Here is a 14,903-nt window from a genome sequence, read left to right as displayed (position 1 = left end):
GGGCGGTGGCGCGGCCCAGCCCGGCTGCGGAGGCTCGGACGGCGGCGGGTAATGAGGCTGTGACATGGCGTCCCCCTGAGTCGTGGTGCGTGTGAGTGCAAACGTCGCAGAGCGGCACATGGGGGGGCATGGCACCACGAACTCCGTGACGCGGCCGTGACTGTATGAGGACGGATCGTGCATTACGGAACGTTCGTGGCGGATCGCTCTTCGCGCGGGGGCAGATGGCCTTGGGAGGGGGGCGGGTCTTGCCGCGGGCCGGGGTTCCGTAATGGATGGGGCGTGTGCGCCGGAGCGGAGCGCGCCCGTATCGTGGGGCCACCGCGAGCGCCGCCGCGCGGCTCGTCCCGCCGTGCGTGCGCCGCCGACGCCCATCGCACTTGCCAGGAACCGGACCTCATATGACCGCACCCTCCTTGCACAGCTCCGCCGACCTCGCCTCCCTCAGCCCCGAACTCCGCCACGACCTGCGCGGGTACGCGGATCTCGGCGGTTTCACGCTGACCGCCGCCACCCACGCCTGGTACGCCGCCGCGGAGACCGTCGGCGGCCCCGAGGAGGCACGTGCCGCCTCCACCGTCTTCACGGAACTGCGCGTCCGCGACCTGCCTGCGGTCGTCAAGGCCGCGAGTCGCATCGGCGAGGGCACGGACTTCGACGCCCCCGGAACCGTGGAGGAGACCGAGCGGATCGTCGCGCTGCTGCTGCGCGTGCGTTCCACGCTGCGGACGCTGAGTCCCGAGGCGTACGAACTGTCCGACGCGGACCTCGACGAGCTGATCGCCGCCACCGCGAACGGCGCGTGGCGCCGTGAGCGCGGCCTCAAGCTGTCCTGGCTGCGCCGTCGCACGCCCGGCAAGCGCGCCCGCTCCCTCGCTTCCGGGCGGGCCCGGCGCGACGCCCTCCACGCCGCGCTGACGGCCACCTCCGCCGACCGCGCCGACTGGGCCGCTCTCGAAGTCCCCGGCCGTCCTGCCCTTCCCGCCGACGCGGACTTCCTCGACGAGGCCGCCCGCGCCTCGCAGGCGGCCATCGAGGGTCTGCGCGAACTCGGCCGCCTTCTGCGGTCCGAGGGCGACCTCGCGGCCCTCCCCTTCGCCGACCTGGCCGGACTCCTGGAGCGCCTCGCCGCGGACGAGGGCACCCTCTTCCGCCTCCCCACCCTCCGTGCCACCCGCGACCGTCTCACGGAGGGTGGTCTCGCGGACCTCCTCGCGGACCTCACGGAGCAGCGCGCCGACTCCGCGGCCCTCGCGGTCCTCCTGGGCGAGACCGAGGCCGCCGGCACGGCGTCCGTTCCCGCGCCCCGGTCGTCGACGGATGCCGACGCCGAGCCGGAAGCGGCGCCCGCGCCCGCGGTCGACGTTGAGGTGGCCGAGCCGGAGACCGCCCCTGCGGCGCCGGACGACGTGCCCGAGGTTGAGGAGGCATCCGCCTCCGAGCCGGAGGCCCTGGCCTCTGTGGAGTCCGAGCCGGCGGCGGAGGCTCCTGAGCCTGAGCCCGAGGCAGAGGCGGTCGCCTCTCCGGAGTCGGAGGCCCTGACGTCCGCGCCGTCTGAGCCGGTGGCGGAAGTCGAGCCTGAGGCCCCCTCGGAGCCGGAGGCCCTGACGCCCGTGGCGTCCGAGCCGGTGGCGGAAGTCGAGCCTGAGGCCCCCTCGGAGCCGGAGGCCCTGACGCCCGCGCCGTCTGAGCCGGTGGCGGAAGCTCCCGAGCCTGAGCCCGAGGTTGTTGCCGAGCCCGCGGTCGAGCCCGAGCCCGAGCCCGCGCCCGAGGCGGCCTCCAAGTCGGAGCCCGTCACCGTCCCCGAGGCCGTGGCCCCTGCGGAGCCCGAGGCCGCAGCCTCGGACCAGGACCAGGACCAGGACCAGGACCTGGGCGAAGGGGAACCCGCGACCGCCCCCACCGAGGCGCGGCCGGCGAAGCCGGCGATCGTGGCGGGGAAGGCCGTGACGGCTTACAAGCCCGAGGAGTTGGTCGCGATCGTGCGATGGCTCGACACCGACGGCGTCAAGCGGACGGACGACGAGCTGCTGCGGGCGGCGATGAAGGAGCTCGGGTTCGCCCGGCTCGGGCCGCGTATCAAGGAGGCGCTGGGCGCGGCGATCGCCGCGGTGCGGGCCTGACCGCATCACGAGGGCGAAGCGCGGCGGCATAGGCCGCACCGTGGGGGCACTTTCCGGCCAAGGAAAGTGCCCCCACGGGCGTTTTCCGGACGGGACTCGCGGGAAGGGCGCGCCTTCATCGGACACACGTCCGTGCGATGTACGTTCCCCTGGCGGTAGAGCCGAAGACCGCGGGAAGAAGCGCGCCCCGACGCGCGCGGGGGGACCCATGAACAGATTTCGCCGTAAGCCGCCGGGGCGCCGGAGGGCGGCGACGGAGCGGCCGCTGACCCTGGCGGGCGCGGTGGGTTCGCTGCCGCAGGTGAAGGCCGCGCGCCGTGTCGCGTTCAGGGTGCGCCCCGCGTATCCGCGTCCCGGGCGCACCGGGCCGCGCCGCTGGGTGCCGTCGTGGCGGCAGGTGCTGGGGCTGGTGCTCTTCGGCCTGTTCGGGGTCTCCACGGTGGTGGGCGTGGCCTACGCGGCCACCGACATCCCGAAGCACCTCAACGACTTCGCCACCCAGCAGGACAACGTCTACTACTGGGCCGACGGCTCCGAGATGGCGAGGACCGGTCCGGTCAACCGCCAGGACATGCCGCTGGACAAGATCCCGGAGAGGGTGCAGTGGGCGGTGCTGTCCGCGGAGAACGCCACCTTCTACAGCGACTCGGGTGTGTCGATGAGCGGCATCGGCCGCGCCGCGCTGAACATGGCGGGCGGTGGTGACACCCAGGGCGGCTCCACGATCACCCAGCAGTACGTGAAGAACGCTTATCTGAACCAGAACCAGACCTTCACCCGCAAGTTCTCCGAGATCTTCATCGCGATCAAGCTCGACAAGAAGATGAGCAAGCAGGAGATCCTGCAGCGGTATCTGAACACCAGCTGGTTCGGCCGCGGTGCCTACGGCATCGAGCGCGCCTCCTGGGCGTACTACGGCAAGGACGCCTCGGAACTGACGCCGAGCGAAGGCGCGTTCATCGCCTCCCTGCTCAAGGGGGCCGGTCTCTACGACCCGGCGGTGAGCAAGGCCAACCACAAGCGGGCCGTGGCACGGTGGGGCTGGATCCTGGACCGGATGGTGGCGACCGGCCATCTGTCGCAGCGGGAACGCGACACCTACCGCACCTTCCCCGAGCCGCACGACCCGCCCAGGTCGGCCGGTCTCGACGGGCAGACGGGCTATCTCGTGGACACGGCGCGGGCGTACGTCAGCGCCCACTCGCCCATCTCGGACCAGGAGTTCGACCTCGGCGGCTACCAGATCCACACCACCTTCGAGAAGCCGAGGGTGACCGCGCTGGCGGCCGCGGTGAAGAAGGAGCTGAAGGGCGTCCCGGCCAAGGTCCACGTGCGGGCCGGGGCGGCCTCGGTGAGCACCGGCGGGCGCATCCTCGCGCTGTACGGGGGGCCGGGCTATCTGAAGCAGGGCTTCAACGACGCCAACATCGCCATCGTCCCGGCGGGCACGACCTTCATGCCCTTCGTGCTGGCCTCGGGCATGGAGAACGGCGTGCTGAAACAGCGCGGCGCGGACCGGACACCGGTCGACGGTTCGACCCTCTACGACGGCGACGACAAGGTTGCGATCCGCACCCCGGAGGGGCCGTACTGGGACCGGGGCGGACGGGTGGTGAAGGGCGCCAACGACGGGGGGCGTTCCTGGGGGCAGATCTCGCTGCGGGATGCGCTGGCGAACTCCGTCAACACGCCGTTCATGCAGCTCGGCATGGATGTCGGGCTGGACCGGGTGACGGCGACCGCGACCCGCACGGGCATGCTGGGCAGCAGCATGGGGGCGCGGGTACCGGCGTTCTCGCTCGGCAACTCCACGCCGAGCCCGATCCGCGTGGCGAGCGCGTACGGGACCTTCGCCGACGGCGGCGTCCACGTCGAGCCGTTCTCCGTGGACCGGATCAACCGGCACGGCGCGACGGCCTTCCGGCAGCAGGCGAAGGGCACGCATGTGCTGGCGGCGAGGACCGCGGCCACCGTGACCGACGGCCTGCGGGACTCCGTCGACCACGGCGCGGGGCACGCCGCCGCGGCGGCCGGCCCGGACGCCGCCGGGAAGCCGGGCGTCGCGGAGGACGAGGTGATCGGTGCCCGCGTCGCGTCCTGGTTCGCGGGTTACCGGGACAACGTGTCGACGGCGGTGGCGGTCTTCCGGGTGGACCCGAAGAAGCAGGAGCTGGTCGCGCTGAAGGGCCCGGGGGTCTCCGGGATCAGCCCGACGCGGGTGTGGACGCGGGTCATGTCCGGCAAGGGGTGAGCCCACGCGGGCCCGAGGGACCGGCGGGGGCCCCGGGCGTCATTTCAGGTACGTCTTCCAGTCCGGCGCCTGGGCGGGGTCGAGGAGCCGGAGTTGCTGCAGCACCTCGGGGTCCTGCGCGTCCATCCAGTCCGCGAGCTCCTTGAAGGAGACGCAACGCACGTCCTTGCGGACGCAGACGTCGCGCATGACGTCCTCGACGGCCTTCATGTAGACCCGGCCGTTCCACGTCTCGAAGTGGTTGCCGATGAACAGCGGGGCGCGGCTGCCGTTGTACGCGCGCTGGAAGCCGTTGAGGTAGCCCTGGCGGGTCTTCTGCTCCCACTTCGGGTACTCGGCCGGGTCGCCCTCGGTGCTGTCGCCGGACTGGTTGGCGAGGAAGTTGAAGTCCATGGACAGCACCTGGAAGTCGCTGTCGGCGTAGGGCACCAGCTGCAACGGGAAGTCCCAGATGCCGTTCTTCTTCACGGGCCATATCTGGAAGTCGCCGGGAGAGCTGGCGTCGTACCGCCAGCCGAAGGACTTCGCCGCCTTCAGCAGGTTCTTCTGGCCCTCCAGGCAGGGGGCGCGGCCGCCGGCGAGGTCCTTGGCGTAGTCGAAGGGGAGCGGGTCGATGTCGGTGTAACCGGTGTTGGTCTTCCAGTGCTCCACGAAGGAGTAGGCCTGCCTGATCTCGCTCTTCCACTCCTTGACGCTCCAGTCGCCGCCGCCCTTGGCGCCGCAGAAGTGCCCGTTGAAGTGGGTGCCGATCTCGTCGCCGTCCTCCCAGGCGCCGCGCAGCTGTTCCAGGGTCTCCTTGATGTGCTCGTCGGTGGGGAAGGAGATGGCTGCGCTGCCGACGCCGTGCTGCGGAGGGTGGTACAGCGCCCGCTTCGACTCCGGCACCAGGTAGATGCCGGTGAGGAAGAAGCTCATGTGGGCGTGGGTCTCCTGGGCCACCTTCCGGAAGTGGGAGAAGAGGTGGTCCTGGTTCTCCAGGGCGCCGTCCCAGGAGAAGACGACGAACTGCGGCGGCTTCTCCCCCGGTTTGAGCTTCTCGGGCTTGAGCTGGCCGGGCTGCGGACCGGTGTAGGCGGTGGAGCCGTCACCGATGACCCGGGTCTTGCCGTCCCAGGGCTTCGCGGTCTTCTTGGCCCGGTCCTTGGTGCCGTAGACGGTGGGGTACTCCGCCGCGCCGGCGGGTGATGTGCCACCGGCGGTGTCCGGCGCCCGGCCCAGCCCGGAGAGCCCGAGCACGAGGGCGGCGACGGTCCCCACAGCGGTGAGCACGGCCGTGCCGCGTCCGGTTTTCACCATGCCAGCACGACCGCCTCACACCCCGAACCCCACGCCCGCAAGAGCCCTACGACTTACTGACTACGCATAGGGGTTGTGAGGTTGCGTCACACGGGTCACCTTCTTCGCATCGAGCTCAGGGATCGCGTCCTCCCGTCCGGTCTGCCCGTTGGGGTGCCACACACCCTCGACCCGCAGCCAGGTGTCCGCCGCCGGGGCCGAAGTGGTGCCCCGGATCAAGACCTTGTGCGTCAGGGCGTCCGCGGCGCAGCAGCTGATGGTCAGCCGGGTCAGGTGCCAGCCGCCCCCCTTTGCCGGGGTCGCGAAGCCGGTGAGCACCACCCGCCGCCCGGCCAGCGACCTGGAGTCGTCCCACACGGCCCGCACGGTGAAGTCGGCCAGGGTCATCGTCAGCGGGTCGGCCTTGGGGAGCGGGGGGAAGGCGGCGCTGCCGCCGCCCGACGGCGCGACGGCGGTGCTGTCAGAGCGCTGCGCGGTGTACGAGCCGAGGGCGGGCGGTGCGATGAGGAAGACGGCCAGTACGGGGAGGGTCAGCAGCCACGCGCTGCGCAGTCCGCCATGGGCGTGGCCTTGGACCCGCCCTTGTGCCGGTGTCTCGCGGCACCGCTCTCCGCCGGTCCCGGCGTCCGTGCCCGCCCGGCCGCGCAGCTGGCCATGGACGGCGAGGGCCGCGCCCGTCACCCCGAGGACGACCAGCAGCAGCCCGGAGGCGATCAGGTACGGCCGCATGGACTCCCGTACGTACCGCACATAGGAGGTGTCGAACAGGGAGATGCGCAGCGTGCACGCGCCGAAGAGGATGAGCAGCAGGGCCCTGGTCTCGCGCCTCACAGCAGCCACCACCCCACGAGCGACGCCATCACGACTCCCGTCACAAAGGTGGCCGCCGAGAAGCGCCACGCGAAATCACGCCCGAAGGTGCCCGTCTGCAGGGCGAAGAGCTTCACGTCGACCATCGGGGCGACGACCATGAAGGCCAGCCGGGCCGTCATGGGGAAGGCGGTGAGGCTCGCCGCGACAAAGGCGTCGGCCTCGGAGCAGACCGCGAGCAGCACCGCGAGCACCGCCAGGACGAGGACGGAGACCACGGGCACCCCGCCGAGTCCCTCCAGGAAGTCGCGCGGCACCAGGACGTTGAGGGTGGCCGCGGTCAGCCCGCCGACCACGAGCCAGCCGCCCGCGTGCAGGAAGTCGTGCTCCAGGGTCTCCCGGTACTCCTTCCAGCGGCTCTGCGGCCCGGTGCCGCTCGGCAGTTCGCGCCCGGCCCTGGGCCGCAGCCATTCCGGCCGGCCGAAGCGGGCCCACAGCCAGCCCATGGTGGCGGCCGTCGCCAGGGAGGCGGCGAAGCGCGCCAGGACCACCATGGGCTGTCCGGGGAAGGCCACCGCGGTCGCCGTGAGCACGACGGGGTTCACTGCGGGCGCCGACAGCAGGAAGGCGAGCGCCGCCGAGGGTGCCACGCCGCGGGCCATCAAGCGCCCGGCGACGGGCACCGAGGCGCACTCGCAGCCCGGCAGCACCGCCCCGGCGATCCCGGCCACGGGCACCGCCAGCGCCTCCTTCCTCGGCAGCGCGCGCTCCAGGAAGGACGCCGGCACGAAGACCGCGATGGCGGCCGAGATGACCGTGCCCAGCACCAGGAAGGGCAGCGCCTGCACACACACGGCCAGGAAGACCGAGGCCCAGGCGCGCAGCCACGGCGCGTCGAGGGCGCCGGCCAGCGGGCCCTGGGCGGCCAGCGCCAGGATCATGCCGCCGACGAGCAGTTCGAGATCGCGGGCCTGGGGTCTCTTCCGCCGCCGGCCTCCCCGGCGGGGCTGCCGGTCCGGCTCCGTCCGATGGGCGCTGCCGCCCACGCGTTCCGTCGGGATCATCGTCAATGTGGCCCCCCGCGCCTGAACACCTCTTGCCGGACGTCGAACAACCGGGTCATGTTCGCACGCCTGCACGTTCGTTCGGCGTCCCGATCTTTTGGGGCGCGACGTCCAGATTTAACCTGAACTCTCTTGTCGTGCCTGGTTCTACGCGCGTAACTTGACTCGGTCTGCTGTGCGTTGGCCCGTACCCGACGGGCTGACGGCCGTTGAAGGAGAAACTTCGTGCCGATCGCCAGACCGAGCCGATCCCGCAGCCGCGCCGCGGCGTTCGCGCTCATATCGACGGGAATCGCGACTTCCGTCGCCCTGACCGGGCTGCCCGCCGCCCACGCCGCCCCGTCCTCGTCCGCGGTCGTCGCCGAGGTGTACGGCGGCGGCGGCAACTCGGGCGCGACGCTGACGAACGACTTCGTCGAGCTTGCCAACGCCGGGACGGCTGCCTACAACCTCTCCGGCTACAGCGTGCAGTACCTGCCAGGTTCGCCGTCCGCCTCCTCCAAGTGGGGCGTGACCCCGCTCACCGGCTCCATCGCCCCCGGTGGCCGCTACCTGGTCTCCGAGGCCGCCGGCACCGGCGGTACGACCGCCCTCCCGGCCGCCGACGCCGCCGGCAACATCGCCATGAGCGGGACCACCGGCACCATCGCCCTGGTCTCCGGCACGACCCCGCTGACCTGCCTCAACGCCGCGGACTGCGCCGCCGACAGCCGCATCGTCGACGTGGTCGGCTACGGCACCGCCACCGTCCGCGAGGGCAGCCCGGTCGCCGGCGCCAGCAACACCGCTTCCGTGTCGCGCGCCTCCTCCTTGACCGACACCGACAACAACGCGGCCGACCTGACCGCCGGCAACCCGAGCCCGGTCAACACCGCAGGCCAGACCCCCGGCGGCCCCGGCGGCGACCCGGGCGACCCCGGCGACGGCGGCCCGACGGAGCCCGGCACCACCCGCATCCACGACATCCAGGGCAGCACCCGGGTCTCCCCGCTCAAGGGCCAGACCGTCACCGCCGTGCCCGGCGTCGTCACCGGCGTGCGCAGCACCGGCTCCAAGGGCTACTGGATCCAGGACGCCGACGCCGACTCCGACCCGCGCACCAGCGAGGCCGTCTTCGTCTACACCGGCTCCGCCAACCCGACCGTCTCGGTCGGCGACAAGGTGCTGGTGACCGGCAAGGTCTCCGAGTACTACCCGGGCACCGGCACGCAGTCGCTCACCGAGATCACCGGTCCGACCACCACCGTGCTCTCCAGCGGCAACACGCTGCCCGCGCCGGTCCGGCTCGACCAGACCACCATCCCGAACGCCTACGCGCCCGACGCCGCCGGCGGCAGCATCGAGAACCTGCCGCTGCAGCCGGACGCCTACGCCCTGGACTTCTACGAGGCCCACGAGGGCGAGCTCGCCCGCTTCACCGGCGGCCGGGTGGTCGGCGGCACCAACTCGTTCGGCGAGGTGTGGGTGACGCTGAAGGCGAACGAGAACCCCTCCGAGCGCGGCGGCACCGTCTACGGCTCGTACGCGCAGCCCAACACCGGCCGCCTCAAGGTGATGTCGCTGAACAGCGGCGCCCCGGTCCCGGCCGCCAACGTCGGCGACAAGTTCACCGGCGACACGACCGGCCCCATCGACTACGACAGCTTCGGCGGCTACAACCTCCAGGCCACCACCCTGGGCACCCGGGTCGACATGGGCCTGAAGCGCGAGGTCACCCGCAAGCAGAAGGACGCCGAGCTCGCGGTCGCCACGTACAACGTGGAGAACCTCGACCCGTCCGACCCGGCCGACAAGTTCGCGCGGCTCGCCGAGGGCGTCGTCACCAACCTCTCCTCGCCCGACATCGTGGCGCTGGAGGAGATCCAGGACAACAACGGCGCCGTGGACAACGGCACCGTGGCCGCCGACCAGACCGTGCAGAAGTTCATCGACGCGATCGTCGCCGCCGGCGGCCCGCGCTACGACTGGCGCTCGATCGACCCGACGAACGACACCGACGGCGGCGAGCCCGGCGGCAACATCCGCCAGGTCTTCCTCTTCAACCCCGACCGCGTGGAGTTCAAGGACCGCCCGGGTGGCGACGCCTCCACCTCGGTCGCGCCCGTCGCGACCAAGAAGGGCGTCCGGCTCTCGGTGTCGCCCGGCCGGATCGACCCGACCAGCACGGCGTGGAACAGCAGCCGCAAGCCGCTGGTCGGCGAGTTCGAGTTCAACGGCAAGCAGGTCATCGTCGTCGCGAACCACTTCAACTCCAAGGGCGGCGACGAGCCCATGCACGGCAAGGACCAGCAGCCGAACCGCACCTCCGAGGTGCAGCGCAAGCAGCAGGCCACCGAGGTCAACTCGTTCGTGAAGTCGCTCCTGGACGTCGACAAGAACGCGCGCGTCGTGGTCCTCGGCGACCTCAACGACTACGAGTTCTCCGACGCCCTGTCCACGCTCACCTCGGGCGGCGTGCTGAACGACCTGCTCACCACCCTCCCCGCCGAGCAGCGCTACACCTACGTGTTCGAGGGCAACTCCCAGTCCCTCGACCACATCCTGCTCAGCCCCGACCTGCGGCGCTTCGACTACGACGTCGTGCACATCAACGCCGAGTTCGCGGACCAGGCCAGTGACCACGACCCGCAGATCGTCCGGATGCGCCTGAGCGGCGCCCAGGCCGACGACTGACGGTCGCGGACTGACGGTCGCGTCAGCACGTGAAAGGGGGGCGGTGCCGGCCGGCACCGCCCCCCTTTCACGTGCGCGTGCGCGTGTCAGTGGCGGTCGCGCTCGTGGTGCGGGACGCCGTTCCGCAGGGCATCGTCGCCGGTCCAGGTGGCCAGCAGCTGCAGTGCGGCCTCGGAGGAGGAGCCGGGCTCGGCGGTGTGGATGCACATCGCCTGGTCGGCGTCGGCGGGGAAGACGACGTTCTCGTAGGCGAGCGTCAGGTCGCCGACGACCGGGTGGTGGTAGTGCTGGACGCCGTGGGTCCGTTCCCGGACGCCCTGGTCGGCCCACCAGTCGCGGAACTCCGTGCTCTTTATCGTCAGTTCGCCGACCAGCTCGGTCAGCCCCGGGTCGTCGGGGTATCGCGCGGCCTGCGTCCGCAGGGCGCCGACGAGTTCGGCGGCGTAGGCCGCCCACTGCCGGTACAGGTCCCGCGCGGCCTCGTCGAGGAACAGGAAGCGGGCCAGGTTGCGGTCCCGGTGCGGGAGAGCTTCGAAGTCGGTGATCAGTGCGCGGGCCAGCCGGTTGGAGGCCAGCACGTCGCCGTGGCGCCCCAGGACCAGGGCGGGGGAGCGGCCGTCCAGCAGATCCAGCACGCGGTGCACCTCGGGCCGGACCCGCTGCGGCCGGGCCGGTGGGCGGCGGCGGGCGGCGCGGCGCGGCCGTGCCAGCTCGAAGAGGTTCGCCCGTTCGTCCGCGTCCAGCCGCAGGGCCCGGGCCACGGCGTCCAGTACCGCGTCGGAGACATTCTGGTGCCGGCCCTGCTCCAAACGGGTGTAGGAGTCGGTGCTCACCCCGGCGAGCCGCGCCAGCTCCTCCCGCCGCAGCCCCGGCACCCTGCGCGCCGTGCGGCTGACCGCCACCCCCGCGTCCTGAGGGCTCAGACGCGCCCTGCGGGTCCGCAGGAACTCCCTGAGCTCGGCGTTGTGCTCCATGTCCTTCAGTATGGGCGGCCGGTCATGCCTCCGCCCGGCTTCGCGTCCCCGCCCAGGTCGCGGGCTTTGCGCGGGGGGTTCTGGCGGGGCTTCTGGCGAGGGCTTCGGCGCGGTGCCGGCCCTGGGCGTGCGCGGCGTGCGCGTCATCCCGGGGGAGGAGCTAGAGGCCGTCCTCCAGGTGCCGGAGGCGTTCCTGGAAGTGGTCGAGGCGGGCACGCAGGGCAGCGGCCTCGGCGGCGAGCTCCTGGCGGAGAGGAGGGGTGTCGGCAGGCTGCGGGGCCTCGCCGGTGACGTTGACGCCGGCGCCGGCGAGCCGGCCGAAGTCCGCCGGGCGCAGCACCCACAGGCCGGCCGCGCAAGCGTGGCAAAGGGCCTGGAGGGCGCGCCAGCCCGGCAGGCCGGTGCCGGCGCGCACGAAGACCCGCGCCGGGCGGCCGCAGCGGCAGGCCGCCATGCGGACGGTACGCACCCGCTGGCGGGCGTAGCGCATGCCGCGTTCGTACCGGGTGTACTCGCCCAGCACGCTGACCTGCAGGATCACCGCGTCACCGCAGTCCGTGGCGCAGGTCAGCGCTTGCGCCTCGGCGGCGGTGTGCAGGCAGTAGAAGCCGCAGTCGCAGCCCCGTCCCGGGCTGGCGTGCCGCCTCCCGTAGCCGCACCGGGCGTCGTCCAGGACGCCGTACACGATGCGCCCGCCGAGGGAGACGCCACGGAAGCCGACGCGCGTACCGTCCGCGGAGAGCATCGGGAAGGCCAGCTTCCAGCCCGTCGGCGGCACCGCCGTCCGCTCCTCCGGCAAGCGGCGCCCGATCCTCACCGGACCGCGGCCTCGGCGGTCCCGGTCCCCAGTGCCGCGGTGACGTCCGTCTTCGGGGCCGTCACGGCCGTCACGGGCGTGGGGGCCGTCGCGTCCTCGATCTCCCTCACGAAGCCGGGCGGCTCCTCGCCGGTCTCCTCCGCGTAGCCCTTGGCCAGTGCCTTGCCCAGCTTCATGCCAGCCTCCAAGATCGGGCGAATCCGCCGTACTCGGGCATGATGACGCACCCGCTCGGCCGTCGCATAGGGGGCGTGGGGGCTCCCCGCCGCTCGCGGACGGCTCCGGATGTGCGCCCGTGCCGCCCCGCGACGGGCGGCAGGCGGACGAGGCGACGAGCCGTGTGTGCGGGAGTGATTGATGTGCCGGAGTGGCCGACGGCACAGCGCCGCGCAGTGGGTCCCGGACCGCCACGAAGCCTAACATGCCCTGATTCGGCTTATTTTGCCCATCACTCGGGATAGACCATGCGGAGTCGAAGATGTCAAGGGTGACGATCCTCACGGCCCCGCCGCATGGTGCTCGGAATACCTGAGGGGCCGCGCTGTCGGCCCGTCGCCCGCCGCCCCCGGCCGCTCCACCCTCCGGCGGTGCCCGCCGCTCTCCGCCTGGCGCCCTGCGGCGGCCGTCCGCAGTGTCACGTTCACCGGCGATCCGTGGCTTGAAGTGCATCGCAGGCTCATGCCGCGAGCCGGCGCGGACTCCGCCGTGCGGCGTCTCGGGACCCGCCCGGAACGGGTGTTGGGCGGCTGGGATGCAGGGTGACCCTCACTCCCCGTGAGCAGATCACTCCCTTCCGCATAACGACTGATGCACACTCACATCTCCCGCAGGTCACGGCAGTCACAGCGGAATGTACCGATCTGCCCTTTCCATCCCCATAGATTCCCCGTGTGAACTCGCCGAAGCGGCTTGGAATTGGCTGCCGCCTCTATTAACGTTCGATAACGCAGCGCGGTCACCCGTCGCCCGCCAGGGCGGCGCCGTGCGCTTGCTGAATCCCGTTCGCGGGAACCGGGGAACCACTTCCTGGGGTGAATCGGGGGCCTTTCACGGTCCTCGTAGGGGACCTTCCTGCTCCGAACCCGTCAGCTAACCCGGTAGGCGAGAAGGAAGGAAAGGAGTGCGCCCGCGTGGCGTCGAACAAGCCTGCCCTGATACCCGGACAACAGCAGCAAGGAACCGGGTACACCAACCCCGAGTGGGACACCGCCGAGTGGAACATGGCCGCCGGCTGGAATCCCCCGGCCACCGAGCAGGCTCCGCCGACGAAGAACGCGATAGACGGCTGGGACACCGCGGAGTGGAACTTCGCCGCGGGCTGGGTCGAGGAGGCCCTCGCCGCGGCCCCCGCCCCGGGGCCCGTTGCCGAACCCGTCGCGCCTGTCACGCCCGTCGCCCCCGTGCCCGAGCCGCGCAGCGCGGTTGAAGCCGCCGCCTTCCTCGACGAGGCGTACGGCACCCGCGAAGCGGACACGGACCACGACACGGACCTCCGGGACGCGCACGTCGCCCAGCCCTTCCCCTCGTTCGGCGAGCCGGAGGCGGCCACCGAGCCGTGGAACCCCACCGAGGAGTCCACCGCCCCCGTCCGCGGCCGGCACCGGGTGGCCAAGCAGCGCGGCCTGAGCCGTGGTTCGGCGGTCTTCGGCGTCGCGGCCGTCGCCGTGCTCGGCGTCGGCGGCGTCGCGACCGCCGAGGGCAAGAACCCGCTCCCGGTCTCCCTTCCCAACATCCCCGAGGTGTCCAAGGTGCCCGGGCTCGGCGCCCTGGTCGACAGCGAGCCCGCTGCCAAGCCCGTCGCCCAGGCCCTGAGCCCGGACGCCGGCGAGACGCTGCGCACCCGCATCCTGGACCAGGCCCAGCAGCAGCGGAACGCCGCCGACGAGGCGGCGCGGTCCGCCGCGCAGCAGCAGGCCGCCGCCAAGGCGGCCAAGGCCGCCGCCGCGCAGCAGGTGCGCGAGGAGGCCGCCGCCAAGAAGAAGGCCGCCGCGGAGGCCGCGAAGAAGGCCGAGGCCGCCCGGCTGGCAGAGCTCGCCAAGAGCTACATGCTGCCGCTGACCTCGTACACCCTCACCGCGAGCTTCGGGCAGTCCAGCTCCCTGTGGGCCAACACCCACACCGGCCAGGACTTCGCCGCCCCGACCGGCACCCCGGCCAAGGCCATCCACAGCGGCACCATCACCGAGGCCGGCTGGGCGGGTTCGTACGGCTACCGCATCATCCTGACGCTCGACGACGGCACCCAGCTCTGGTACTGCCACCTCTCCTCGATGCTCGTCACCTCGGGCAAGGTCTCCACCGGCGACACCATCGGCCGCGTCGGCGCGACCGGCAACGTCACCGGCCCGCACCTGCACATCGAGGTCCGGCCGGGCGGCGGCGACCCGATCGACCCGATGCCGTGGCTGCGCAGCATGGGCATGAACCCCTGACCTGAACCTCAGATCCGACGCGGCGCGAGCGTCGTACGCACGGACCCCGGCGGCCTGGTGGCACCCCCGACACCAGGCCGCCGGTCCGTGGTTGTCGTCCCCTCGATCCCGCGATGCCTCGATGCCTTACGGGATGAGGAAGTTGTAGACCTCCGAGATCCGCGGCGGCCCGCTCGGTTCCGGGAACCCGGACTCCTTGGCCGCGGGCATCATGATCACCAGGTAGGCCTCCAGCGCCTCCACGGAATTCCACACGTTCACGATCCGCAGACCGTCGTTGGTGATCACGGCGGCGTGGGTCAGCAATCCGGCGGGGGGATGGTCGGGACCGAAGCCGGCGCGGTGATTGGCCTCCTCGTACTGCAGGGCCGTCACGCCCGGGAACTCGACCTCCGCCAGGACCGCCATGGGAACCTCCCGTTTCCCTCTACGCCCAATTTCCCCCGGCTGCGGACCGCCCGCA

The 14,903-nt window shown here is 72.0% G+C and carries 11 protein-coding genes and 1 riboswitch; of the genes, 4 read left to right on the top strand and 7 right to left on the bottom strand.

Annotated features, from left to right (window positions below; genetic code table 11):
* The first annotated feature begins 401 nt into the window (after positions 1 to 401).
* Both ACFWVC_RS16460 and ACFWVC_RS16455 read left to right on the top strand, forming a co-directional pair.
* Positions 402 to 2,123: a hypothetical protein gene (locus ACFWVC_RS16460; protein ID WP_384285235.1), complete on the top strand. Its 1,722-nt coding sequence runs from the start codon at positions 402 to 404 to the stop codon at positions 2,121 to 2,123.
* Between the two features lie 208 nt (positions 2,124 to 2,331).
* Positions 2,332 to 4,374, top strand: a complete 2,043-nt coding sequence (locus ACFWVC_RS16455) for a transglycosylase domain-containing protein (protein ID WP_384285232.1) — start codon at positions 2,332 to 2,334, stop codon at positions 4,372 to 4,374.
* A 39-nt stretch (positions 4,375 to 4,413) separates the two neighbouring features.
* On the opposite strand, the gene ACFWVC_RS16450 is transcribed toward ACFWVC_RS16455, so the two are convergent.
* From ACFWVC_RS16450 to ACFWVC_RS16440, 3 genes are read right to left on the bottom strand one after another with little or no spacing between them, the layout of a single operon-like run.
* Positions 4,414 to 5,670, bottom strand: coding sequence for a hypothetical protein (locus ACFWVC_RS16450; protein ID WP_384285229.1), 1,257 nt, complete (start codon positions 5,668 to 5,670; stop codon positions 4,414 to 4,416).
* Between the two features lie 60 nt (positions 5,671 to 5,730).
* Complete coding sequence (locus ACFWVC_RS16445; RefSeq protein ID WP_384285227.1) at positions 5,731 to 6,501, bottom strand: TIGR03943 family putative permease subunit; 771 nt, start codon at positions 6,499 to 6,501, stop codon at positions 5,731 to 5,733.
* The gene (locus tag ACFWVC_RS16440) at positions 6,498 to 7,544 is read right to left on the bottom strand and encodes a permease (protein WP_384285224.1); all 1,047 of its coding nucleotides are present in this window, start codon (positions 7,542 to 7,544) and stop codon (positions 6,498 to 6,500) included. Before ACFWVC_RS16440 ends, ACFWVC_RS16445 begins: the two co-directional genes overlap by 4 nt.
* A 225-nt stretch (positions 7,545 to 7,769) precedes the next feature.
* On the opposite strand from ACFWVC_RS16440, the gene ACFWVC_RS16435 reads away from it, so the two are divergent.
* Positions 7,770 to 10,217 (top strand): endonuclease/exonuclease/phosphatase family protein, encoded by a 2,448-nt coding sequence (locus tag ACFWVC_RS16435; protein ID WP_384285222.1) that lies wholly within the window; start codon positions 7,770 to 7,772, stop codon positions 10,215 to 10,217.
* 86 nt (positions 10,218 to 10,303) lie between these two features.
* On the opposite strand, the gene ACFWVC_RS16430 is transcribed toward ACFWVC_RS16435, so the two are convergent.
* The 3 genes from ACFWVC_RS16430 to ACFWVC_RS16420 all read right to left on the bottom strand — a co-directional run bounded on the left by ACFWVC_RS16430 (position 10,304) and on the right by ACFWVC_RS16420 (position 12,184).
* On the bottom strand, positions 10,304 to 11,191 hold the full coding sequence (locus tag ACFWVC_RS16430; protein ID WP_384285220.1) for a helix-turn-helix domain-containing protein: 888 nt from the start codon (positions 11,189 to 11,191) through the stop codon (positions 10,304 to 10,306).
* Between the two features lie 160 nt (positions 11,192 to 11,351).
* Positions 11,352 to 11,990 carry a hypothetical protein gene (locus tag ACFWVC_RS16425; RefSeq protein WP_384285217.1) on the bottom strand — a complete coding sequence of 213 codons (639 nt, stop codon included), beginning with the start codon at positions 11,988 to 11,990 and terminating at the stop codon, positions 11,352 to 11,354.
* A gap of 14 nt (positions 11,991 to 12,004) precedes the next feature.
* On the bottom strand, positions 12,005 to 12,184 hold the full coding sequence (locus tag ACFWVC_RS16420; RefSeq protein WP_384285214.1) for a hypothetical protein: 180 nt from the start codon (positions 12,182 to 12,184) through the stop codon (positions 12,005 to 12,007).
* Between the two features lie 803 nt (positions 12,185 to 12,987).
* Positions 12,988 to 13,127: riboswitch (cyclic di-AMP (ydaO/yuaA leader) on the top strand.
* An 11-nt stretch (positions 13,128 to 13,138) separates the two neighbouring features.
* Between ACFWVC_RS16420 and ACFWVC_RS16415 the strand changes: the two genes are divergently transcribed.
* On the top strand, positions 13,139 to 14,440 hold the full coding sequence (locus tag ACFWVC_RS16415) for a M23 family metallopeptidase (RefSeq protein ID WP_384285212.1): 1,302 nt from the start codon (positions 13,139 to 13,141) through the stop codon (positions 14,438 to 14,440).
* A 126-nt stretch (positions 14,441 to 14,566) separates the two neighbouring features.
* Here the strand turns inward: ACFWVC_RS16415 and ACFWVC_RS16410 are convergent, their stop codons facing one another.
* On the bottom strand, positions 14,567 to 14,848 hold the full coding sequence (locus ACFWVC_RS16410; protein ID WP_384285210.1) for a hypothetical protein: 282 nt from the start codon (positions 14,846 to 14,848) through the stop codon (positions 14,567 to 14,569).
* Between the last annotated feature and the right edge of the window lie 55 nt (positions 14,849 to 14,903).

The organism is Streptomyces sp. NPDC058691, from assembly GCF_042714775.1.
Taxonomy (GTDB): domain Bacteria; phylum Actinomycetota; class Actinomycetes; order Streptomycetales; family Streptomycetaceae; genus Actinacidiphila.
The sequence above is the reverse complement of the archived record's forward strand: the minus strand, read 5'-3'. Positions and strand labels throughout refer to the sequence as shown.

Excerpts from the sequence above, each read along its gene's own strand:
- ACFWVC_RS16460 (WP_384285235.1), top strand. The coding sequence starts at position 402 with ATGACCGCACCCTCCTTGCACAGCTCCGCCGACCTCGCCTCCCTCAGC.
- ACFWVC_RS16455 (WP_384285232.1), top strand. The coding sequence starts at position 2,332 with ATGAACAGATTTCGCCGTAAGCCGCCGGGGCGCCGGAGGGCGGCGACG.
- ACFWVC_RS16450 (WP_384285229.1), bottom strand. The coding sequence starts at position 5,670 with ATGGTGAAAACCGGACGCGGCACGGCCGTGCTCACCGCTGTGGGGACC.
- ACFWVC_RS16440 (WP_384285224.1), bottom strand. The coding sequence starts at position 7,544 with ATGATCCCGACGGAACGCGTGGGCGGCAGCGCCCATCGGACGGAGCCG.
- ACFWVC_RS16430 (WP_384285220.1), bottom strand. The coding sequence starts at position 11,191 with ATGGAGCACAACGCCGAGCTCAGGGAGTTCCTGCGGACCCGCAGGGCG.
- ACFWVC_RS16420 (WP_384285214.1), bottom strand. The coding sequence starts at position 12,184 with ATGAAGCTGGGCAAGGCACTGGCCAAGGGCTACGCGGAGGAGACCGGC.
- ACFWVC_RS16410 (WP_384285210.1), bottom strand. The coding sequence starts at position 14,848 with ATGGCGGTCCTGGCGGAGGTCGAGTTCCCGGGCGTGACGGCCCTGCAG.